We start from the raw sequence: 20,539 nt of genomic DNA, 5'->3' as shown, positions 1-20,539 counted from the left end.
AAAACCGCTCAGGCCTGATAACGTCGTAATCCTTCCAGATCCAGAATGCGGATGCCGCCGTAGTCAAGACTCAGCAATCCCTGTTTTTCCAGAAGCTGCAATGCCTGGTTGGCACGCTGGCGCGAAGCGCCGGATAATAAGCCCAGTTCCTCCTGCGATATATGTACGATCTTTTCCAGGCTCGGATATAAATGCGCATGGTATAAAGATGCCAGACAACGCGCCACGCGGGTATCCGGATTTAATAGCCGGTCGTTTTCTACCATGCCGATAAACTGCCCCAGCCGTTCGTTTAATTGCATCAGCAAAAATCGGGTAAACGGCAGACTATTATCGAGCAGCCACATAAACGTGGCTGCCGGCATGCGCGCGATCCGGCTATCACGCAAAGCCATGGCATCGTATTTTAAAATCTCGTTTTTTAAAACCGTGCCCTCGCCAAACCAGCCACCCGGCGGCACGCCGGTAAAAGTCACGCTTTTACCATCGGAAGAGAAATTATTCATCTTCACCATGCCGTCGATAATACCCAGCCAATTCTCCACCATATCGCCCTTGCGGCACACATAACCGCCTTTCGGCACAAAGGTTTCAAAGGTATCGGCCTCGACGCGTGCCATTTGTTCCGGCGTCAGGTCTTTGGCCCAGATCGCCGAACGCAATGCTTCCTTCAACGTAACTTGGTTTCGATCAGACATTTTTTGCAACGCATCATAGAAAAGTCGGTGAATTGTCGTCGAAAAGACAACCTGCCTTCTCGCGGCACGCTAATATCATCACACAAAAAGAATCAGCAACAGGAGACACTGGTGCAAACTGAATTCGAGACTTTTCCTCGCCGCTTGCTCGCGCACGGCCAGGTCAGGCCGGGGAAACCCGCGTTTCGCGAAAAGTATCTGGGCATCTGGCAAAGCTGGAACTGGGCCCAGGTCAACGACGAAGTGCGCGCCCTCGCCTGCGGTCTGGCCGCGCTCGGCTTCGAACGCGGCATGAACCTGGCCATCATCGGCGACAACCGCCCGCGCCTGTACTGGTCCATGCTGGCCGCCCAATGCCTGGGCGGCGTCCCGGTACCACTGTATCAGGACGCGCCCGCCGCGGACATGGCCTACGTGCTGGAAAACGCCGAAATCCACTACGCCATTGTCGAAGACCAGGAACAAGTCGACAAGTTGCTGGAATTGCAAAATTTATATCCCCACATCCGCCACATCGCTTACGACGATGAACGCGGTATGCGCCACTACCGCCAGCAAGGCCTGCTTTCCTTCGCCAGTCTGCAGGAAATGGGACGCGAATGGGACAGGGCGCATCCCGGCTTTTTCGACGCCGCCATTGCCGCCGGCCAGGCCAGCGACAACGCCATCATCCTGTACACCTCCGGCACCACCGGCAAGCCCAAGGGCGTGTGCCAGACCCACGCGGCGCTGCTGGCGGCCGGCGACGGCGGGGTCGGCTTTGAAAAGCTGACCGATGAAGAAGACATCCTGTCCTACCTGCCGATGGCCTGGGTGGGCGACTGCCTGTTTTCCTTTGCCCAGGCGATGACGGCCGGCTTCACCGTCAACTGTCCGGAATCCGGCGAAACGGTGATGACCGACATGCGCGAAATCGGACCGACCTATTATTTCGCCCCGCCGCGCGTATTCGAGAACATGCTGACCACGGTGATGATACGGATGGAAGACGCCGGCGCCATCAAGCGCAAGCTGTTCCACTACTTCATGGGCGTGGCGCGCCGCTGCGGTGCTCAAATTTTAGACAACAAGCCGGTGCCGCTGGCCGACCGCGTGCGCTATGCCGTCGGCCGGGCACTGGTTTACGGGCCGCTGAAAAACGTGCTGGGCATGTCGCGCATCCGCGTCGCCTACACGGCCGGTGCAGCGATCGGCCCCGATCTGTTCCGCTTCTATCGCTCAATTGGCGTCAACTTGAAGCAATTCTACGGTTCGACCGAAACCTGCGCCTACATTTGCCTGCAGCCGGACGGCCAGATCAAGTTTGACAGCGTCGGCCTGCCGGCGCCGGGCGTGGAGGTGAAATTGGCGGAGAACGGCGAAGTTCTCGTGAAATCCCCGACGTTGATGGACTGTTACTATAAGCGGCCCGACGCCACCGCTGAAGCCATCGACGCGCAAGGCTATTTCCACACCGGTGACGCCGGCCTGTTCGACCACGAAGGCCACCTGAAAATCATCGACCGTGCAGCCGACGTCGGCCGCATGAACAGCGGCGCCATCTTCGCGCCCAACTATGTCGAGAATAAGCTCAAGTTTTTCCCCTTCATTAAAGAAGCGGTGGTGTTCGGCCACCAGCGCGACGAGGTGTGCGCCTTCATCAATATCGACATGGAAGCGGTCGGCAACTGGGCCGAGCGGCGCAGCATCGCCTATTCCGGCTACACCGACCTGGCGGCGCATCCTGCCGTGTACGGGCTGGTGCGCGACTGCATCGAACAGGTCAACGCTGATCTGGCGGCGGAAGCAGGCATGAGCGACACGCAGATCCACCGCTACCTGGTGCTGCACAAGGAGCTGGATCCGGACGACGATGAGCTGACCCGCACCCGCAAAGTGCGCCGCAAGTTCATCGCCGAAAAATACGCGGTGCTGATCGCCGCACTCTACGAAGGCAAGGCTTCGCAATACATTGAAACGCTGGTGAAGTTTGAAGATGGCCGCAGCGGCGTGGTCGCGGCGGACCTGAAAATCGAAAGCTGCAAGACCTACCCTGCCATGCAGGCAGCGGCATGACCGAGGAGGCGCACATGCAGATGAACGAGCCAGAGGCACACTTCGGCGCGACACGCCGTCCCACCGGTCCGGTGATCCTCGACCTGAAAAATATTTCGCTGTCCTTCGGCGGCGTGAAAGCGCTGACCGATATTTCGTTCGACGTGCGCCAGCACGAAATCCGCGCCATCATCGGCCCCAATGGCGCCGGCAAAAGCTCCATGCTCAACGTGATCAACGGCGTGTACCGTCCGCAGCAAGGCCAGATCGTGTATCGCGGCGAGGTACGCAAGAATATGGACTGCTACGCCGCCGCCAAATCCGGCATCGCCCGCACCTTCCAGAACATCGCCCTGTTCAAAGGCATGACGGTGCTGGACAACATCATGACCGGCCGTAACCTCAAGATGAAATCCAACTTCCTGATGCAGGCCCTGTACTGGGGACCGGCCCGGCGCGAAGAGATCGCCCACCGCATCAAGGCCGAGGAAATCATCGACTTCCTGGAAATTCAGGCCATCCGCAAAACGCCGGTGGGCCGCCTGCCCTACGGCCTGCAAAAACGCGTGGAGCTCGGCCGCGCACTGGCCGCCGAACCGGAAATCCTGCTGCTGGACGAACCCATGGCCGGCATGAATGTCGAAGAAAAGCAGGACATGTGCCGTTTCATCCTCGACGTGAACGACCAGTTCGGCACCACCATCGTGCTGATCGAGCATGACATGGGCGTGGTGATGGATATTTCGGACCGCGTGGTGGTGCTGGACTACGGCAAAAAGATCGGCGACGGCACGCCGGACGAAGTACGCAGCAATCAGGACGTGATCAACGCTTACCTGGGGGTGGGCTGTGAACATTAACTTCTTTTTCGAAGTGCTGATCGGCGGCTTGCTGTCCGGCGTGATGTATGCGCTGGTGGCGATTGGTTTTGTGCTGATCTATAAAGCCTCCGGCGTGTTCAATTTTGCGCAGGGCGCGATGGTGTACTTCGCCGCGCTGACCTGCGTCGGCGTGATGGACAAGCTGGGCGTGTCGCTATGGATCGCGTTGCCGATCACGGTGGCGGTGATGATTTTGCTTGGCCTGTCGATCGAGCGCGTGGTACTGCGGCCTTTGGTGAACCAGCCAGAGATCACGCTGTTCATGGCGACCATCGGCCTGGCTTTCTTCATCGAAGGCCTGGCCCAGCTGGTGTTTGGCGCGCAGGTACGCAAGCTGGAGCTGCCGATTGAAGACGTGCCATCGCAGTACCTGATGGACAACTACAACATCCTGGTTTCGCAGTTCGACATCATGGCGGCGCTGGTGTGCGGCCTGCTGGTCACCACGCTGGCCCTGCTGTTCTCGAAAACCAAAGTAGGCCGCGCCCTGCGCGCCGTGGCGGACGACCATCAGGCCGCGCTGGCGGTCGGCATTCCGCTGCAGCGCATCTGGGCCGTGCTGTGGGCGGTGGCAGGTTTGGTGGCGCTGGTGGCGGGCATGCTGTGGGGCGCGCGCAATGGCGTGCAGTTCGCGTTGACGTTCGTGGCGCTGAAAGCGCTGCCGGTGCTGATCCTCGGCGGCTTTACCTCGATGCCGGGCGCGATTGTGGGCGGACTGATTATCGGCGCGTCCGAAAAACTGGCCGAGGTATATATCGGGCCGATCGTCGGCGGCGGCATCGAGGGCTGGTTCCCGTACGTGCTGGCCTTGTTGTTCCTGCTGGTGCGGCCCGAAGGTCTGTTCGGCGAAAAAATCATCCGGAGAATCTAAGCCATGTTCTACCGCGAAGCAGGACAATTCAAAACCAGTTACCAGGCCGATGGCCAGATCTTCCCGATATTGCAGGACCGCCTGGCGCTGCTTGCACTGCTGGCAGTGGCCATCGTGATCGTGCCGCTGGCCGCGTCGCCCTACGTACTGTCGGCCATCCTGATTCCGTTTCTGATTTTTTCGCTGGCCGCGCTGGGACTGAATATCCTGACCGGCTACGCGGGCCAACTGTCGCTTGGCACGGCCGCCTTCATGGCGGCGGGCGCGTTCGCATCGTATAACTTCATCCTGCGCATCCCCGGCTTGCCGGTGCTGCTGGCCTTTGTGCTGGGCGGCTTGAGCGCGGCACTGGTCGGGATTGCGTTTGGCCTGCCGTCGCTGCGCATCCGCGGCTTTTACCTCGCGGCCGCCACGCTGGCGACGCAGTTCTTCGTGGTCTGGTGCCTGACCAAGATTCCCTACCTGACCAACTACAGCGCCTCCGGCGTGATCACTGCGCAGCCCATCGTCATCCTCGGCTATGCCTTCGATACGCCGGACCGCAAATACCTGCTGGTGCTGGGCGTGGTGGCGGTGATGGCGCTGCTGGCCAAGAACATGATCCGCTCCAACGTCGGCCGCTCCTGGATGGCGGTGCGCGACATGGACGTCGCGGCCGAAGTGATCGGCTTCCGCCTGATGCGCACCAAGCTGCTGGCATTTGCGGTCAGCTCGTTCTACTGCGGCGTGGCCGGCGCGCTGTACGCGTATGCTTACCTCGGCACGGTGGAACCGGAGGCGTACAACCTCGATCTGTCGTTCCGCATCCTGTTCATGATTATCATCGGCGGCGTGGGCTCGGTACTGGGTTCCTTCCTCGGCGCCGCCTTCATCGTGCTGCTGCCGGTGCTGCTGAACGTGATCGCGCACAGCCTCGCGCTGCCGACCAGCGTTGCGTCCAATCTGGAATTGATGGTGTTTGGCGCGCTGATTATATTTTTCCTGATCGTCGAGCCCCACGGGCTGGCGCGTCTGTGGCAAATTGGTAAAGAGAAGTTGCGTTTGTGGCCGTTCCCCCATTAAAAGATCAGAGGAGACACATATGAAACGCTTTGCATCCATCGTCGCCGGAATCACACTTGCCGCCAGCGGCGCGGCCATTGCGCAGCCGGCGGAGCAGTATGTCGCCCTGCCCTCGTATCGCGTAGGCCCTTATGCGGCGGGCGGTTCCGGCTTTTATGGCGGCATCATCGACTACTTCAACCTGGTGAATTTATCCGGCGGCGTGAATGGCGTGAAGATTTCCTGGGAAGAGTGCGAGACCGAATACAACCCGTCGCGCGGCGTGGAATGCTATGAGCGTTTGAAAACCAAAAATGGCGGCGCAACGCTGGTCGAGCCGTTGTCCACCGGCGTCGCCTATGGCATTCTCGATCGCCTTGCGGTGGACAAGATCCCGATGACGATGATCGGTTACGGCCGTTCGGACGCTGCCAACGGCAAGGTCTTCCCCTACGTCTTCCCGCTGATTACCAGCTACTGGAATCAGGCTGCGGCCATGATCAAGTACCTGGGCGACAAGGAAGGCGGCGTCAATAAGCTTAAGGGCAAAAAGATCGTCCACCTGTATCACGACTCGGCATTCGGCAAGGAACCCCTGCCAGTGCTGGAAGCCCTGGCCAAACAGCATGGCTTTGAGCTGATCAGGATTCCCGTCACGCCGCCGGGCAGCGAGCAGCAATCGCAATGGCTGCAGATCCGCCAGGCGCGGCCCGACCATGTGATCCTGTGGGGCTGGGGTTCGATGAATGCGGTCGCCATCAAGACCGCGCAGCGCAACGGCTTCCCGCGCGAGAAAATCCTCGGCGTGTGGTGGGCTGGCTCGGAAGAAGATACCGTGCCTACCGGCGATGCGGCCAAAGGCTACAGCGCGATGACCTTCAACACGCCGGGCAATTATCCGGTGCTGGATGAGATCCGCAAAAAACTCTACGACGCCGGCAAAGGCAACCTCGCCGATCCCACCCGCATCGGCAGCGTGTACCACATGCGCGGCGTGAGCGCGGCCATCCTGTGGGTGGAAGCCATGCGCACCGCGCAGGAAAAATTCGGCAAGGGCAAGCGCGTGACGGGCGAGCAGTTGCGCTGGGGCCTGGAGAACCTGAACGTCGATGAGGCGCGCCAGAAAGCCATAGGCGCCTTCGGCATGCTGCCGGTGGTGAAGACCAGCTGCGACGATCATGAAGGCTCGGGCGCGGTGAAGGTCCAGCAATGGGACGGCAAGAAGTGGAATGCCATCACGCCGAACTGGATCGTGGGCGACAAGGCGCTGACGCGCAAGCTGCTGGAGGATAGCTCCCAGGCCTACGCGACCGAGAAAAAAATCACCCCGGCGTGCCTGAAATGACAGCCGCCGCCGCAACCGCCGTTCTTGCCGCCGTGGCCGGCGCCGACGCCCCGCGCACACCCGCGCCGGTGGCGGCCGGCGCGCCCTACCTCTCTGTGAATAACGTGGAAGTTATCTACGACCACGTTATCCTCGTGCTGAAAGGCGTATCGCTGCAAGTCCCGCAGGGGAAAATCGTCGCCCTGCTGGGCGCCAACGGCGCCGGCAAATCGACCACGCTGAAAACCATCTCCACCCTGCTGCGCGGCGAACGCGGCGACGTCACCAAAGGCGAAGTCCAGTTCAAGGGCGAACGTATCGACCAACTGACGCCGAATGAACTGGTCAAGCGCGGCCTGTCGCAAGTGATGGAGGGCCGCCACTGCTTCGGCCACCTGACCATCGAGGAAAACCTGCTGACCGGCGCCTACACGCGCAATGCCTCACGGGCAGAACTGAAGGAATCGCTGGAAAAGGTCTACCACTACTTCCCGCGCCTGAAGGAGCGCAGGCAAAGCCAGGCCGGCTACACCTCCGGCGGCGAACAGCAGATGTGCGCCATCGGCCGCGCGCTGATGGCGCGGCCGTCCATGATCCTGCTGGACGAACCCTCGATGGGCATCGCGCCGCAAATCGTCGAAGAGATCTTCGGCATCGTCAAGGATTTGAACAGCAAGGAGAACGTCTCCTTCCTGCTGGCCGAGCAAAACACCAGCATCGCCCTGCGCTACGCGGACTTCGGCTACATCCTGGAGAATGGCCGCGTGGTGATGGAAGGCGCGGCCGCCGACCTGTCCTGCAACGAAGACGTGAAGGAGTTCTACCTCGGCGTCTCCGGCGCCGGCCGCAAGAGCTTCCGCGACATGAAATTTTACCGGCGCCGCAAGCGCTGGCTGGCATAAGGAACAGAATGAATCTCACCAAGGCCAAGGCTTACTGCCGCAAACTGCCCGGCGCCACCGAAGACATCAAATGGGAAACCAACCTGGTATTTTCGGTCGGCGGGAAAATGTTCGCCGTGACCGGCGCCGATGGCAGCGATCGCGGCATCAGCTTCAAGGTCGACGACGACCGCTTTCTGGAACTGACCGACCGTCCCGGCATCATTCCGGCGCCCTATCTCGCACGCGCCAAATGGGTCTACATCGAAGACCCGAAAGCCATCACCGATGCGGAAGCGGCTGCGCTGCTGCAACGCTCCTACGAACTGGTATTCGCCAAACTGACCAAAAAGCTGCAACGCGAAATACAAGGACTTTGAACATGGCCGACACTTTCGACAGCCTGGAAGCGCGCACGCCGGAACAACGCGAGCGCGAACTGATGATGCGCCTGCCGCAACTGGTGGCGCGCGCCAAGGCGGCGGCCGGCTGGGCGCGCATCCTCAAGGACGTCAACGCCGCCGACATCAACAGCCGCGCCGCGCTGGCCACGCTGCCGGTGACGCGCAAGTCCGAGCTGCATGGGCTGCAGGCGCAGCAGGCGCCGTTCGGCGGCTTGAACACCACCCCGGTGGGCCAGCTGGCGCGCGTCTACATGTCGCCCGGCCCGATCTTTGATCCGGAAGGACGCGGCGCCGACTGGTGGCGTTTCGCGCGGCCGCTGTACGCCACCGGCGTGCGCGCCGGCGGCCTGCTGCAGAACTGCTTCGCTTATCACTTCACGCCGGCCGCCTTCATGGTGGAAGGCGGCGCCGCGCGCATCGGCTGCGCGGTGATCCCGGCCGGCAGCGGCCAGACAGAAATGCAGGTGCAAGCCATCCACGCGCTGCGGCCGGATACTTACGTCGGCACGCCGTCCTTCCTGAAGATCATCATCGAGAAGGCGCAGGAAATGGGCGTGGATATCAGCAGCATCCAGCGCGCGCTGGTCAGCGCGGAAGCGCTGCCCGAATCGCTGCGCCTGTGGTTTGCCGAGCATGGCGTGCCGCGTGTGCTGCAAGCCTATGCCTCGGCCGATATCGGCAGCATCGCTTACGAAACACACAGCGGCGACGAGCGCGATCCCGGCATGGTGCTGGATGAAGACGTGCTGCTGGAAATCGTCCGCCCCGGCAGCGGCGAGCCCGTACCTGCGGGCGAAGTGGGCGAAGTGGTGGTCACCGTCTTCAATCCGGACTATCCGCTGATCCGCTTTGCCACCGGCGACCTGTCGGCGATCCTGACCGACGCGCCGCCCTCGGCCTGCGGCCGCACCAACACCCGTATCCGCGGCTGGCTGGGGCGCGCCGACCAGACCACCAAGGTACGCGGGATGTTCGTGCATCCGTCGCAGGTGCACGACATCGCGCGGCGCCACCCGGAGATTGTGAAAGCGCGCCTGGTGGTGTCGGGCCAGATTGCCCAGGAGGCCATGACGCTGCATTGCGAGGTGGCCGATCCTGCCCGTGCGACAGCCAGCGCCGCCGATGTCATTGAGTCAATCCGCAAACTGACCAAGCTGCGCGGCGAGGTGCAGTTTGTTGCGCTGGGCAGCCTGCCCAACGACGGCAAGGTCATCGCGGACGTGCGCGACTACCAGTAATTGAGGGATAATATCGGTCTTCACATTCGTTTTTAATAAAAAAATCATGCAAGAGTTCCACCACAACCGCGCCCGCGCGCTGATGCAAAGCGCCGAAGAGCTGTACACCAAGCAGGACGTCGACCACGCTGTCACCGCCATGGCCGAGACGCTGAATGCCCGCTACAACCAGCCGGACAGCGAGGAATTCCCGCTGGTGCTGGGCGTGATGGGCGGCGCCGTGGTCTTCACCGGCAACCTGCTGCCGCAGCTGACCTTCCCGCTGGAATTCGACTACATCCACGTCAGCCGCTACGGCGACGAAGACAAGGGCGGCGAAGTGGTGTGGAAAGTGGTGCCGCGCTCGAACGTCAGCGGCCGCACCGTGATCGTGCTGGATGACATCCTGGACGAAGGCGAAACCCTGGCCCACGTCAAACAGCGCCTGCTGGACATGGGCGCCAAGGAAGTGATCCTGGCCGTGTTTGCCGACAAGGCCATCGGCAAGGCCAAGCCGGTGAAAGCCGACATCGTCGGCATCACCATCCCGAACCGCTTCGTGGTTGGTTTCGGCATGGACGCCTACGGCTACTGGCGCAACCTGCCTGGCCTGTGGGCGATCAATACCGACGCCTAAGGCCGCAGCTGATAAGCGTCGATGAACTTGCGCACGCCGTCCGGGTGTGCGGTTTTCCATGCTTCAAATTCGGCGCGCCAGGACTCCCTGTATTGCAACAGCAGCAAGGCTGGCTCCAGCTGATCGGCCTTGGCCAGCATCTGCATGGTTTTCAGCGCCGGGTCCTGCAATTCGCCGCCGCCGTTGGCGGACAATTCATCGGCCACTTTCAAGGCTTTGCGCCAGGCTGCCAGCTCGGTGGCGAACGGCGTGCTGCTGGTCTTGCCTTCAATCGCCTGCTGGGTTGCCAGCATCATCCATAACCCGGCATCGGGCTGTTTGGCAGGATCGCTGCCTTTCAGCGACGGATCGATCGTCAGATTCAGGGTACGGGTGGCGGGATCGAGTTGTCCTTTCGCCTTGCGTACCAGCTGCAGGGAAGTCAACGGAAAACCGCTTTGGGTGCGCAGCTGATTCAACCTGACCCAGTTCGGCAATTGGCTCGGCTGCGCGGCGATGCCGCCCATCAGCGCACCTTCGGCCAGCCCTGGCTTGCGCTGCGATACCAGCGCATCCGCCAGAAAGCGCCAACCTTGCGAGTTCAGTGGCTCCACCTCCACGCCCTTGCGGAAGCGCTGCTCGGCCTCGGCGTATTTTTTCTGGAAAAAATAGCAATCACCGGCGTAGATCCAGGCTTGCGAGTACTTGGGATCGAGTGCGGCGGCACGTTCGTAGTGCACTAACGCCTCGTCCAGCTTGCGCTGGGTGAACAGCAACTCGCCTTCATGCAGCGCGGCTGCCGCTTCCGGGGTCGGCTGGTGCAGCGGCAGCGGCTGGTCGTCGGCAATTTCGCGCAAGACTTCCATCGCGACCGGGTCGTTGGCCTGCTTTTGCAGCGCTTGGCGGGCCAGGTCTTCCGACTGCCCGCGCAGCTTGACGGCATCCGCGCCCTGCGATTGTTTCGACATGCTGAGCAGCATGCCGGCAAGGCTGGACAAAGGCAGCGACGCTTGCGGATCGGCCTGGCCGGCAGCAGAAAACTTCTCAAACGCTTCCTTGTACTTGCCCTGCGCCTGCAAGGTATGTCCCTGGCGGATCAGTGCATCGGCCTCGGCATTCATCGGCGCCAGACTTTGGGCATTGCCTGTCGCACCTGCCAGCGCCAGCATCAGCGCAATAATTTGTTTCATGATGCCGCCTATGGTTTCCATTGATGGCCAATTATGGCAGGATTGCATGATAATTAACACAACCCTGCCGAGCATGAAACTGACATCTCTCCTCGCCTGCCTGTTGGTCTGCGCACCGGCCTTTGCCGGGCAACAGACCTGGATCACCAACGTCAAACTGGTGTCGCCGGAAAAACTGGACCGCATTGAAAGCGGCAGCGTCCTGATCGAGGACGAGCGGATCGTGCGCGTCGAGCGCGGCGCCGGGCGCGCCGCACCGGCGGGGGCCGCCGTGGTCGACGGCCAGGGCTACTACCTCACGCCCGGTCTGATTGATTCCCACGTCCACCTCTACGCCGTGCCCGGCATGAGCTTTGAGCAGGCTTTCAAGATGACGCCGATGGTGGACGCCTACTTCGCGCAAATGCCGCGATCTTACCTTTACTACGGCTATACGACCCTGATTGACCTGGCTGCCGGCAGCCGTGAGTTCATCAACCGGGTCAAGGCCATGCCGCAGCATCCGGACATTTACGACTGCGGTCCGCCGCTGGTGATGGCCAACGGCTATCCGTCGTCGTTCGTCCCGCCGGAACTGCGCTATCAGATGTTTACCAACTTCATCTACGATCCGGCGCAGAAAGACCGCATCCCATCCCGCTTCAAGCCCGAGGACTACACCCCGGCCAAGGGCGTGGCGCGGGTCAAGGCCGAGGGCGCCATCTGCCTGAAAACCCATTACGAACGCGGTTTCGGCAAAGACCACAACCTCCCGGTGATGAGTCCGGCCACGTACGCTGAAGTGCGCCAGCTGGCGCACCAGGCCAAACTGGTGCTGGTCACCCATGGCAATTCGCTGGAAGCGCAGACTTTTGCCGTCAACGGCGGCACGGACGTGCTGGCCCACGGCCTGTGGAACTGGGGCGCCTTGAACAAGGCCCAGGAACTGCCGCCGGAAATCAAACAACTGCTGGATAAAATCGTCGAACGCAAGATTGGCTACCAGCCCACCATGCAGGTGCTGTACGGCTTGCGCGCCTACGTCGATCCGGATTACCTGAACACGCCAGCGCTGGCCAAACTGCTGCCGCCGGCCATGCTGGCATGGCTGAAAACGCCTGAGGGCGCGTGGTTCAAAAGCGAGGTGGCGGAAGACGGCGAAACCGACGAAGCCGCACGTCAAGGTCTGGAAGCGCCGTTGCGCCGCCAGCGGCAGGTAGTGGCCTATCTGGCGAGCAAGGACGCGAATTTCCTGTTCGGCACCGACACGCCGTCTTCGCCCACCTACGGCAACGTGCCGGGGCTGAACGGTTATCTGGAAATGCAGAATCTGCACCAGGCCGGCTTGTCGCTCACGCAATTGTTCAAGGCGGCCACCATCAACAATGCCCGCGCCTTCCATCTGGAGACGGAGGTGGGCAGCATCGAGCCGGGCAAGCTGGCCAATCTGGTGTTGATGAAAGAATCACCGCTGCAAGACATCCGCGCCTACGACAGCGTGCAAACGGTGTGGGTGAGGGGCAAACCGGCAGCGCGCGACAGCCTCGCCGCCGGCCGCTGAATTACAGCGCCAGGCGGGCGCGGGCGGCGTCGTACTCGCGCTTGAGGCGCTCCACCATCTCGCCGGCCGACGGAATGTCGTCCATCAGGCCCACGCCCTGGCCGGCGCCCCAGATGTCGCGCCAGGCCTTGGCGCTGCTGGAACCGAAGTTCATGGCGGTCTTGTCCGCGGTTGGCAGCGCGTCCGGGTCCAAACCAGCGGCAACGATGGACTTCTTCAGGTAATTTCCGTGAACGCCAGTGAACAGGTTGGAATAGACGATGTCCGCCGCGGTCGATTCGACGATCGCTTCGCGGTAGCCGTCGCTGACGTTGGATTCCTTGGTCGCCAGCCAGCGCGAGCCAATGTAGGCAAAGTCCGCCCCCATGGCCTGCGCTGCCAGAATCGCATCGCCGGTGGCAATCGAGCCGGACAGAGCGATCGGGCCCTTGAAGAACTTGCGCACCTCGCCCACCAGCGCAAACGGCGACAGCGTGCCGGCATGGCCGCCGGCGCCGCTGGCCACCAGGATCAGGCCGTCCACACCCGCTTCCAGCGCTTTTTCCGCGTGACGGATGGAAATCACATCGTGCAGCACGATGCCGCCGTAGCTGTGGATGGCGTCCAGCATTTCTTTCGGCGGCGCGCGCAGCGAAGAGATGATGATCGGAATCTGATGCTTCACGCACACCTCGACGTCGTGCGCCAGGCGGTCGTTGGACTGGTGCACGATCTGGTTGACGGCAATCGGGCCGACGCGCTTGTCCGGATTGGCGGCCTGGAAGTCAGCCAGTTCTTGTTGCAGATCGGTCAGCCACACGTCCAGTTGCTCGGCCGGGCGCGCGTTGAGCGCCGGGAACGAGCCGACGATGCCGGCCTTGCATTGCGCCGCCACCAGCGCGGGACCGCTGGCAATGAACATCGGGGAAGCGATGACAGGGAGGGTGAGGTTTTGCAAGACTGCAGGCAAGGTCATGGCGGACTCGCTGAGGTGAGTTGGACAATGCAAACGATTATAGATCGAAAATAGTACGATCGTGCAGAAAATAGACCGTGCCCTCTACATTTACGCTACGGCAAGCGCTGCGCCGCCCCCAGGATGAAGTCCGCCACCTGCCGCGGCTGCGAAATCAGCGACATATGGCTGGATTGCAACACGACACTGTCGGCCTTGATCTGCTGCGCCAGCTTGCGCTGGACGGCAAACGGCAGCGCCTGATCGTTGGCGGTCATCAGATACCAGCTAGGCTTGTCATGCCAGGCGGCGTGACCGACCGGATCGCCAAAGGCGCGCGCCGCGATCGGTTGCTGGGTGGCAGCCAGCAGCTGCACCCGGGAGACCGGCACGTCCGCCGCCATCATCTTACCGTAGGCGCCGGGATCATCCAGCCAGATGCGCCCTTGGCGATCCGGCGTCATGCCTTCCATTGGCGCGCCCAGCCGGGACAACATGGCGGCGGCCGACTCCTGGCTATCCGGCACCATGGCCGACAGATAGACCAGCCCCTGCACCTGCGGCAGATTGCCGGCCTCGGTGATCACCACCCCGCCCCAGGAATGCCCGACCAGCAGCACCTTGCCCGGCTGACGCTCGATCACCGCGCGGGTCGCGGCGACGTCGTCTGCCAGCGAGGTCAACGGATTTTGCACCGCCGCCACCCGGCAGCCGCGCGCCTGCAGGGCAGCCATCACGTCGACCCAGCTGGAGCCGTCAGCAAACGCGCCGTGCACCAGCACGATGCTGACTGCCGCACACAGACTGGCGCTCATGCCGCCTCCGGCTCCGCCAGCGCCGCCACAGCCGCCGGCACGCCATCCAGCGCCGCCTTGATCGACTGGCTGCGCAATTCCGCGCCCTTGGACAGCAGTTCGGCGCGCAACACGCTGAAATGCCGGATGCCGATGAAGCCGAAATAAGCGCGGGTGTACGTCTCATGGAAATCCATCGCCGCTGCCGGGCCGGACGCATAGCCACCACCGCGCGTCGATGCCATGATCACTTTTTTGTCGCCAGCAATCCCAACCGGCCCGGCCGAGGTGTACTGGAAGGTCCGGCCCGGCTGCGCCAGGCGGTCAAACCAGGCCTTCAACTGGCTTGGCACGGAAAAGTTATACATTGGCACGCCCAGCACGATGATGTCGCTGGCCAGCAATTCCGTCACCAGTTCTTCCGACAACGCGTGCTGCGCCTTGTCGGCCGCGCTGAAATGTTCGATGTTGCTGGCCCGGAAACCTGCAGCGATCACCTCGTCCAGGTGGGCGATAGGCTGGGCCGCCAGGTCGCGGTAGACCACCTGGGCGTCAGGATGGGCGCGTCGCAACTCCTCCACGATGGCCGCGCTCAGCACGCGGGAAACGGAGGCGTCGCCAAAGATGCTGGTGTCGAGGTGCAAGATCTGCATGATGGTTCTCCTGAAAAAGTAAGTGGTGTCAGGATATTTCAAGCGCATTATGCTTGCCAGCCGCTAAAATAGATCAGTTTGTTCTATGGATGGGACAATGGAAGATTTCAACGACCTTGCCTTCTTTGCCGCTGTGGTGACCCATGGCAGCTTCTCCGGCGCCGCGCGGGCGCTGGGCGTGCCCAAATCGCGGGTCAGCCGCCGCATCGCCGAATTGGAACAGCGCCTGGGGGTACGGCTGCTGCAGCGCTCCACGCGCGCCATGCGCGTGACCGAGGTCGGGGCGGCTTTCTTCGCGCATTGCGAAACCATGACCAGCGCCGCCAAAGCCGCGCTGGAGGTGGCTGAACGGGCCGGTGAGCGGCCGTCGGGCCGGGTGCGCGTCAGTTCACCGGCCGGCGTGGCGCACCTGTTTCTGGCGCCGCTGCTGCCGCGCTTTCTGTGCGCCCATCCGGAGGTGCGGCTGGAACTGGAATTGACCAATCGCCGCGTCGACGTGATCGGCGAAGGCGTGGACGTGGCCATGCGGGTCCGCACCGCGCTGGACGACTCGGACCTCGTGGTGCGGACCCTTGGCGTCAGCGACCAGATATTGGTGGCGAGTCCCGATTTCATCGCCGCGCATGGGCCGTTTGCCGGCATTGATGCGCTGCAGGGCACACGCGGCCTCGGCGCGGGAGGACGCGGCGGCGAAGCGCCGCGCTGGCGCCTGACCGCGCCCGATGACCAGATCGCGGACATCGACTATGTCCCGGTGCTGGTGACCGACGACGTGGAATTGATGACAATGGCTGCCATCGGCGGCGCCGGCATTGCGCTGGTGCCCTTCAATGCCTGCCGCCAGGCCATCGCACAGGGCCGGTTGCAGCAACTGTTTCCGGAATACCGCGCCACGGCCCATCAATTGCACGCGGTGTATGCCTCGCGCCGCGGCCTGCTGCCGGCGGTGCGGGCTTTTATCGAATTCCTCGCCGCCGAGTTACCACAAACCATGCAACAACAGCGGCTTACGAGTTAAGTAAGTACTCACCCTCGATACGGGCGGCGGCGCTGCGGACCAGCTGGCCGGCAGCCCATTTGCCCAGTTCTTCCGGCGCTTGTTTGAGGAAGTTGTTGTTGGCCGCCGCGAACACCGGCATGGACGTCAGCAAGGCCGGCACATCGGCCAGCGCAATGCGCTGGCGTTCCAGCAGCAAGAACTTGAGCAGCACTTTCAGCGCATTTTGCGCGTTGCGCACCGGATCGGCGGCCAGGTAATCCAGTCGTGAGCGGGCGCGGGCCAAGGCGCCCGCCACGTCGGTGAACGGCGCGCCATGGCCGGGAATCACCAGCCGCACGTCAAGCGCGGCAATCAGATCCAGCGTGGCGCGTTCCTCGGCAAAGCCGGATTTTCCATCCAGTTCCGGGAAGATGACGCCAAAACCGTTTTCCCACAGGGCGTCGGCCGAAATCAGCAGCTTTTCCTGCGGACAGTGGAAGATCAGTGCATGCGGATCGTGGCCGGGCGCGGCCAGTGCCTGCCATTCCATGTCTGCCAGAATCAGCACGTCGCCGGCAGCGATGGTGGCGTCAAAGGTGAAGCGGTCGCAACGCTGGCCGGTGGCCTTGAAGCTGAGCGCCTCCACATCCCAGTGACGGACCTTGTCCGCTTCCGCCACCGGAATCGACGTCTTGCAGCCGAAATGCGCTTGCAGGATAGCATTGCCGCCGCAGTGGTCGGAATGCAGATGGGTATTGATGATCTGATCCAGATGGCGGCCGTGCAGCACATGCCGCACCAGCTCCAGCGTCTGCGGCGCATGGCTGACGTAGCCGGTATCGATGATGGCCGTGTCATGGCGGCCCAGCAGCATGATGTTGTTGGACGACAGCCAACCCCGTTCAAACACCTGTATCGAATCCGGCAGCGCGCTCATTCTTCCTCGTCGAAATGGACGATGAGGCGCCGCTGCGGCAATTCGGCCCACACGGCGCGCTTGAAATCGTCATCGGCCCTGCCCCATGCCACGATTTCGTCAATGGTGCGCAGGCAGCCCATGCAGTAGCGGCGCTCCTGATCCATTTTGCACAGGCTGACACACGGCGAGGGGACCGGCGACGGCATTATGTTGGTGACTTCACTCATGGCCACATTATGCCGCGAAGCCGCTTGACTTGTGGAGGGCACGGCGTAGACTTACCATCCATATAGATGGCAGTGAGATGGAGACATCATGGCCAAGCAAGAAATAAAGCTGAAGATCGCTGAATCAGAAAAAATCACCATCAATCTTGGCCCGATAGACCTGGGCCAGATCGATCTGCTGGTGCAGGAAGGGTTTTACTCCAACCGCACCGATCTGATCCGCACGGCGATCCGCAACCAGCTGAACCAGCACGCCGAGGTGGTCAAGCAGACCGTGGCGCGCAAGAGTCTGGTACTTGGCATGCAACACTATTCGCGGGCCGACCTGGAAGCCATCCAGGCCGCCGGGGAGCGGTTGCAAATCCAGGTACTGGGCCTGGCCAGCATCGCCAGCGACGTGTCCGTCGAACTGGCCTTGGCCACCATTGAATCGATTTTTGTACTTGGCTCGCTGCACGCCAGCGCCGTCCTCAAGACTGCACTGGCGCCACGCATCCACTAAGGAGTGCCATGAAGCTCAATTTTCTCACGCAGATGCGCGAAGCAGCGCAGCAATTACTGAACAAGGATATTTCCTTGCGCCCCGCCTTACGGGATATTAATCCGCCGCCGTCACACGCAGCGCCACCTACACCCGAACCGGCCTCAACGCCAGCGTCCACGCCCAATCCCGCCACCCATCCGGCTGAATACGCGCAAGACATCCTCAACCGCATGGGCATCAGCGTCGGTTTGCCGGCCAATCTGGACCGCGCCATCGACCTCGGTTCGATGTTGCATCCTGGCCCGACTCAGCCACTGACGGAGGGAGCGCAGTTTGTCAGCGGCAGCTACGCCAATCATGCCGGCAGCCGCAACTACAAGCTGTATATTCCCGCCAGCTATCACGGCCAGGCCATGCCGCTGCTGGTAATGCTGCATGGCTGCACCCAGAATCCGGACGATTTCGCCGCCGGCACGCAAATGAATCAGCTGGCCGAGGAAGTCGGTTGCTTCGTGGTCTATCCGGAGCAAAACGCCAATGCCAATCACTCCAAGTGCTGGAACTGGTTCAACGCCATCGACCAGCAGCGCGGCCAAGGCGAGCCGTCCATCATCGCCGGCATTACGCAGCAGATTATCGAGGAGTATCCGGTCAACGAGCGGCAGGTCTACGTGGCCGGTCTGTCGGCGGGCGGCGCGATGGCGGTGATTGTCGGCACCCTGTATCCGGAATTGTTTGCGGCCGTGGGCGTGCATTCGGGCTTGCCATTTGCGTCGGCACAGGATTTGCCATCGGCGCTGACGGCCATGAAGCGCGGCGTGCAGCGCGCGGCCAAGGCCGGCAATCCGTCGCAGCCGATTATCGTTTTCCATGGGGACAGCGACACCACGGTCAATCCGGTGAACGGCGAGCAGGTGATGGCGCAGCGGCTGCACCACCATCGCGGCGCGCGGCCATCAGTGCAATCGGGTGCGGTGCCAAACGGCTACCGCTACACGCAAATTACCCATATCAAGCCGGACGGCACGCCGCTGGGCGAGCACTGGGTAGTGCATGGCGCCGGCCACGCCTGGTCAGGCGGCAGCGCCTCCGGCAGCTACACCGATGCCAAAGGCCCCGACGCCAGCCGCGAAATGCTGCGCTTTTTCCGCACGGTGAGCTGACTATGTTGCAGTTAGCCGGACAAGGATGCTCACGGTGATCGTCATGTTGGTCACGAACAATCCCACAAGCCAATAAAACTGCCGATCCATCCGGTTCAGCAAGCGCCATTCCGTTGCATGGATTTTGTCACGCAGATCATCACGCACACTATCGATCTTGTCGTTCATGACGGCAAACTGTTTCAGCGTGGCTTGCTGGTTTTGTTCTATCGTCCGCTGCAAGACTTCCTGCCCTCGCTGTAAGGACGTTATAGCACTGGCAACGTTGTCCATTTGGGTCTCCAGCCGCACGATGCGGACGATGTGGGTATCGTCTGCCGCGCCACTTTGCTTGTCAAGCGAGGTCGGGTTCATTTGCGCACTCCCGGTGAGGGTTATGCGTTATTGTCAAGCGGGGGACTGGCGGGCGTTTGCGCCATATCAAGGATGTGCTGCCGCAGGCAGTCCGGGCACCAGCAGCTGGCGCCGGGAGCGGACGGGATGGCCACCGCCGGCGGCAGGGTGGTGCACCAGCACGGCTGCGCCGGCGCGGCCGGATCGGCATCCTTCATGGCGCAGGAGAACTGCGCGCCGCAGCGGGAACAGGTACTCATGTTAATTCCAGGACAATCATGAGCGTCCAGCGTACCGCAGCGCCCAAGAAAATACCACCGGATGGCCCTATAATGCGTACTTGCGCGCCAACAGGCTGTAAAATTGCGCCCAAAATCTTTTCTACCGGACTCGCCATGACCCAACTGACCAACCTGAACTTAGGCATGAATGACGATTTGACCGCGGTTGCTCCGCAGATCAAGGCGCAGATTCTGGCTGAGGCCCTCCCTTACATCCGTAATTACCACGGCAAAACCATCGTCATCAAATACGGCGGCAACGCCATGACCGACGAACGCCTGAAACACGGCTTCGCGCGCGATGTCATTTTGCTCAAGCTGGTCGGCATGAACCCGGTGGTGGTACACGGGGGCGGTCCGCAAATCGACAACGCCCTGAAGAAAATCGGCAAACAAGGCACCTTTGTGCAAGGCATGCGCATCACCGACGAAGAAACCATGGAAGTGGTGGAGTGGGTGCTGGGCGGCGAAGTGCAGCAGGACATCGTGATGCTGATTAATCACTACGGCGGCCAGGCAGTCGGCCTGACCGGCAAGGACGGCGGCCTGATCCGCGCCCGCAAGATGGCCATGCCGGACAAGGACAACCCGGGTCAGACCCTGGACATCGGCTTCGTCGGCGAAATCGAAGCCATCAACCCGGCCGTGGTGAAGGCCTTGCAGGACGACGCCTTCATCCCGATCATCTCGCCGATCGGCTTCGGTCAGGACGGCCAGGCCTACAACATCAACGCCGACGTGGTGGCCGGCAAGATCGCGGAAATCCTGAAAGCTGAAAAGCTGATCATGATGACCAATATCGCCGGCGTGCAGGACAAGCAAGGCAATCTGGTGACCGACCTGTCGGCGCGCGAGATCGATGAGATGTTCGCCGACGGCACGATTTCCGGCGGCATGCTGCCTAAAATTTCATCAGCCCTGGACGCCGCCAAGTCCGGCGTGAACACGGTGCACATCATCGATGGCCGTATTGAGCATTCTTTATTGCTGGAAGTCTTGACCGAACAGGCTTTTGGCACTATGATCCGGTCTCACTGAAAAAAAGGCGGTCTCGCCGGCAGTCGGTGAAACCGCC

Annotated in this window: 23 protein-coding genes; 14 read left to right on the top strand and 9 right to left on the bottom strand. The window is 61.8% G+C overall.

The annotated features are described in order from the left end of the window. Nucleotides 1-8 precede the first annotated feature (8 nt). Nucleotides 9-620, bottom strand: a complete 612-nt coding sequence (locus ABDW57_RS11800) for a Crp/Fnr family transcriptional regulator (protein WP_343730618.1) — start codon at nucleotides 618-620, stop codon at nucleotides 9-11. Between the two features lie 189 nt (nucleotides 621-809). Here ABDW57_RS11800 and ABDW57_RS11795 point away from each other — a divergent pair, with 189 nt between their 5' ends. From ABDW57_RS11795 to ABDW57_RS11755, 9 genes are read left to right on the top strand one after another with little or no spacing between them, the layout of a single operon-like run. Then, entirely contained in the window at nucleotides 810-2,753 is a 1,944-nt protein-coding gene (locus tag ABDW57_RS11795) for an AMP-binding protein (protein ID WP_343730393.1), read from the top strand. Between the two features lie 14 nt (nucleotides 2,754-2,767). Further along, complete coding sequence (locus ABDW57_RS11790; protein WP_343730392.1) at nucleotides 2,768-3,592, top strand: ABC transporter ATP-binding protein; 825 nt, start codon at nucleotides 2,768-2,770, stop codon at nucleotides 3,590-3,592. Beyond that, nucleotides 3,588-4,484, top strand: a complete 897-nt coding sequence (locus ABDW57_RS11785; protein WP_343730617.1) for a branched-chain amino acid ABC transporter permease — start codon at nucleotides 3,588-3,590, stop codon at nucleotides 4,482-4,484. Before ABDW57_RS11790 ends, ABDW57_RS11785 begins: the two co-directional genes overlap by 5 nt. A gap of 3 nt (nucleotides 4,485-4,487) precedes the next feature. Next, on the top strand, nucleotides 4,488-5,546 hold the full coding sequence (locus tag ABDW57_RS11780) for a branched-chain amino acid ABC transporter permease (RefSeq protein ID WP_343730391.1): 1,059 nt from the start codon (nucleotides 4,488-4,490) through the stop codon (nucleotides 5,544-5,546). A 19-nt stretch (nucleotides 5,547-5,565) separates the two neighbouring features. After that, the gene (locus ABDW57_RS11775) at nucleotides 5,566-6,870 is read left to right on the top strand and encodes an ABC transporter substrate-binding protein (protein ID WP_343730390.1); all 1,305 of its coding nucleotides are present in this window, start codon (nucleotides 5,566-5,568) and stop codon (nucleotides 6,868-6,870) included. Then, nucleotides 6,867-7,751: an ABC transporter ATP-binding protein gene (locus tag ABDW57_RS11770; RefSeq protein ID WP_343730389.1), complete on the top strand. Its 885-nt coding sequence runs from the start codon at nucleotides 6,867-6,869 to the stop codon at nucleotides 7,749-7,751. Before ABDW57_RS11775 ends, ABDW57_RS11770 begins: the two co-directional genes overlap by 4 nt. A gap of 8 nt (nucleotides 7,752-7,759) precedes the next feature. Next, nucleotides 7,760-8,110 carry an MmcQ/YjbR family DNA-binding protein gene (locus ABDW57_RS11765; protein WP_343730388.1) on the top strand — a complete coding sequence of 117 codons (351 nt, stop codon included), beginning with the start codon at nucleotides 7,760-7,762 and terminating at the stop codon, nucleotides 8,108-8,110. 2 nt (nucleotides 8,111-8,112) lie between these two features. Then, nucleotides 8,113-9,372: an AMP-binding protein gene (locus tag ABDW57_RS11760; protein WP_343730387.1), complete on the top strand. Its 1,260-nt coding sequence runs from the start codon at nucleotides 8,113-8,115 to the stop codon at nucleotides 9,370-9,372. 46 nt (nucleotides 9,373-9,418) lie between these two features. Beyond that, nucleotides 9,419-9,988, top strand: coding sequence for a hypoxanthine-guanine phosphoribosyltransferase (locus ABDW57_RS11755; RefSeq protein WP_343730386.1), 570 nt, complete (start codon nucleotides 9,419-9,421; stop codon nucleotides 9,986-9,988). On the opposite strand, the gene ABDW57_RS11750 is transcribed toward ABDW57_RS11755, so the two are convergent. Further along, nucleotides 9,985-11,157, bottom strand: coding sequence for a tetratricopeptide repeat protein (locus ABDW57_RS11750; protein WP_343730385.1), 1,173 nt, complete (start codon nucleotides 11,155-11,157; stop codon nucleotides 9,985-9,987). The two genes, ABDW57_RS11755 and ABDW57_RS11750, sit on opposite strands and share 4 nt — an antisense overlap. A gap of 73 nt (nucleotides 11,158-11,230) precedes the next feature. On the opposite strand from ABDW57_RS11750, the gene ABDW57_RS11745 reads away from it, so the two are divergent. After that, nucleotides 11,231-12,697, top strand: coding sequence for an amidohydrolase family protein (locus ABDW57_RS11745; RefSeq protein WP_343730384.1), 1,467 nt, complete (start codon nucleotides 11,231-11,233; stop codon nucleotides 12,695-12,697). Nucleotide 12,698: 1 nt separating this feature from the next. On the opposite strand, the gene ABDW57_RS11740 is transcribed toward ABDW57_RS11745, so the two are convergent. The 3 genes from ABDW57_RS11740 to ABDW57_RS11730 all read right to left on the bottom strand — a co-directional run bounded on the left by ABDW57_RS11740 (nucleotide 12,699) and on the right by ABDW57_RS11730 (nucleotide 15,078). Further along, complete coding sequence (locus tag ABDW57_RS11740; RefSeq protein WP_343730383.1) at nucleotides 12,699-13,652, bottom strand: nitronate monooxygenase family protein; 954 nt, start codon at nucleotides 13,650-13,652, stop codon at nucleotides 12,699-12,701. Nucleotides 13,653-13,747: 95 nt separating this feature from the next. Continuing rightward, nucleotides 13,748-14,446: an alpha/beta hydrolase gene (locus ABDW57_RS11735; RefSeq protein WP_343730382.1), complete on the bottom strand. Its 699-nt coding sequence runs from the start codon at nucleotides 14,444-14,446 to the stop codon at nucleotides 13,748-13,750. Beyond that, nucleotides 14,443-15,078 carry an NAD(P)H-dependent oxidoreductase gene (locus tag ABDW57_RS11730; protein ID WP_343730381.1) on the bottom strand — a complete coding sequence of 212 codons (636 nt, stop codon included), beginning with the start codon at nucleotides 15,076-15,078 and terminating at the stop codon, nucleotides 14,443-14,445. The genes ABDW57_RS11735 and ABDW57_RS11730 overlap by 4 nt, the downstream gene beginning before the upstream one ends. Before the next feature lie 97 nt (nucleotides 15,079-15,175). Here ABDW57_RS11730 and ABDW57_RS11725 point away from each other — a divergent pair, with 97 nt between their 5' ends. Next, on the top strand, nucleotides 15,176-16,096 hold the full coding sequence (locus ABDW57_RS11725; protein WP_343730380.1) for a LysR family transcriptional regulator: 921 nt from the start codon (nucleotides 15,176-15,178) through the stop codon (nucleotides 16,094-16,096). Here the strand turns inward: ABDW57_RS11725 and ABDW57_RS11720 are convergent. Together ABDW57_RS11720 and ABDW57_RS11715 are read right to left on the bottom strand one after the other, a co-directional pair. After that, a complete protein-coding gene (locus ABDW57_RS11720) occupies nucleotides 16,086-16,994 on the bottom strand; it encodes an MBL fold metallo-hydrolase (protein ID WP_343730379.1) in 909 nt (302 codons plus the stop codon). The genes ABDW57_RS11725 and ABDW57_RS11720 overlap by 11 nt on opposite strands. Further along, a complete protein-coding gene (locus ABDW57_RS11715; RefSeq protein ID WP_343730378.1) occupies nucleotides 16,991-17,203 on the bottom strand; it encodes a DUF1289 domain-containing protein in 213 nt (70 codons plus the stop codon). The genes ABDW57_RS11720 and ABDW57_RS11715 overlap by 4 nt, the downstream gene beginning before the upstream one ends. A gap of 88 nt (nucleotides 17,204-17,291) precedes the next feature. Here ABDW57_RS11715 and ABDW57_RS11710 point away from each other — a divergent pair, with 88 nt between their 5' ends. Both ABDW57_RS11710 and ABDW57_RS11705 read left to right on the top strand, forming a co-directional pair. Next, nucleotides 17,292-17,705: a CopG family transcriptional regulator gene (locus ABDW57_RS11710; RefSeq protein ID WP_176646766.1), complete on the top strand. Its 414-nt coding sequence runs from the start codon at nucleotides 17,292-17,294 to the stop codon at nucleotides 17,703-17,705. An 8-nt stretch (nucleotides 17,706-17,713) separates the two neighbouring features. Further along, a complete protein-coding gene (locus tag ABDW57_RS11705; RefSeq protein ID WP_343730377.1) occupies nucleotides 17,714-18,850 on the top strand; it encodes a PHB depolymerase family esterase in 1,137 nt (378 codons plus the stop codon). Here ABDW57_RS11705 and ABDW57_RS11700 read toward each other — a convergent pair whose 3' ends face one another. Further along, nucleotides 18,851-19,204: a hypothetical protein gene (locus tag ABDW57_RS11700; RefSeq protein ID WP_343730376.1), complete on the bottom strand. Its 354-nt coding sequence runs from the start codon at nucleotides 19,202-19,204 to the stop codon at nucleotides 18,851-18,853. A 20-nt stretch (nucleotides 19,205-19,224) separates the two neighbouring features. After that, complete coding sequence (locus ABDW57_RS11695; protein WP_343730375.1) at nucleotides 19,225-19,443, bottom strand: cysteine-rich CWC family protein; 219 nt, start codon at nucleotides 19,441-19,443, stop codon at nucleotides 19,225-19,227. A gap of 165 nt (nucleotides 19,444-19,608) precedes the next feature. Between ABDW57_RS11695 and argB the strand changes: the two genes are divergently transcribed. After that, nucleotides 19,609-20,502, top strand: coding sequence for an acetylglutamate kinase (gene argB, locus ABDW57_RS11690; protein WP_154358068.1), 894 nt, complete (start codon nucleotides 19,609-19,611; stop codon nucleotides 20,500-20,502). Nucleotides 20,503-20,539: the final 37 nt, after the last annotated feature.

It is taken from the genome of Duganella sp. (assembly GCF_039595735.1).
Taxonomy (GTDB): domain Bacteria; phylum Pseudomonadota; class Gammaproteobacteria; order Burkholderiales; family Burkholderiaceae_D; genus Rugamonas.
Note: the sequence above shows the minus strand (reverse complement) of the source record. Positions and strands in the feature narration are given on the sequence as shown.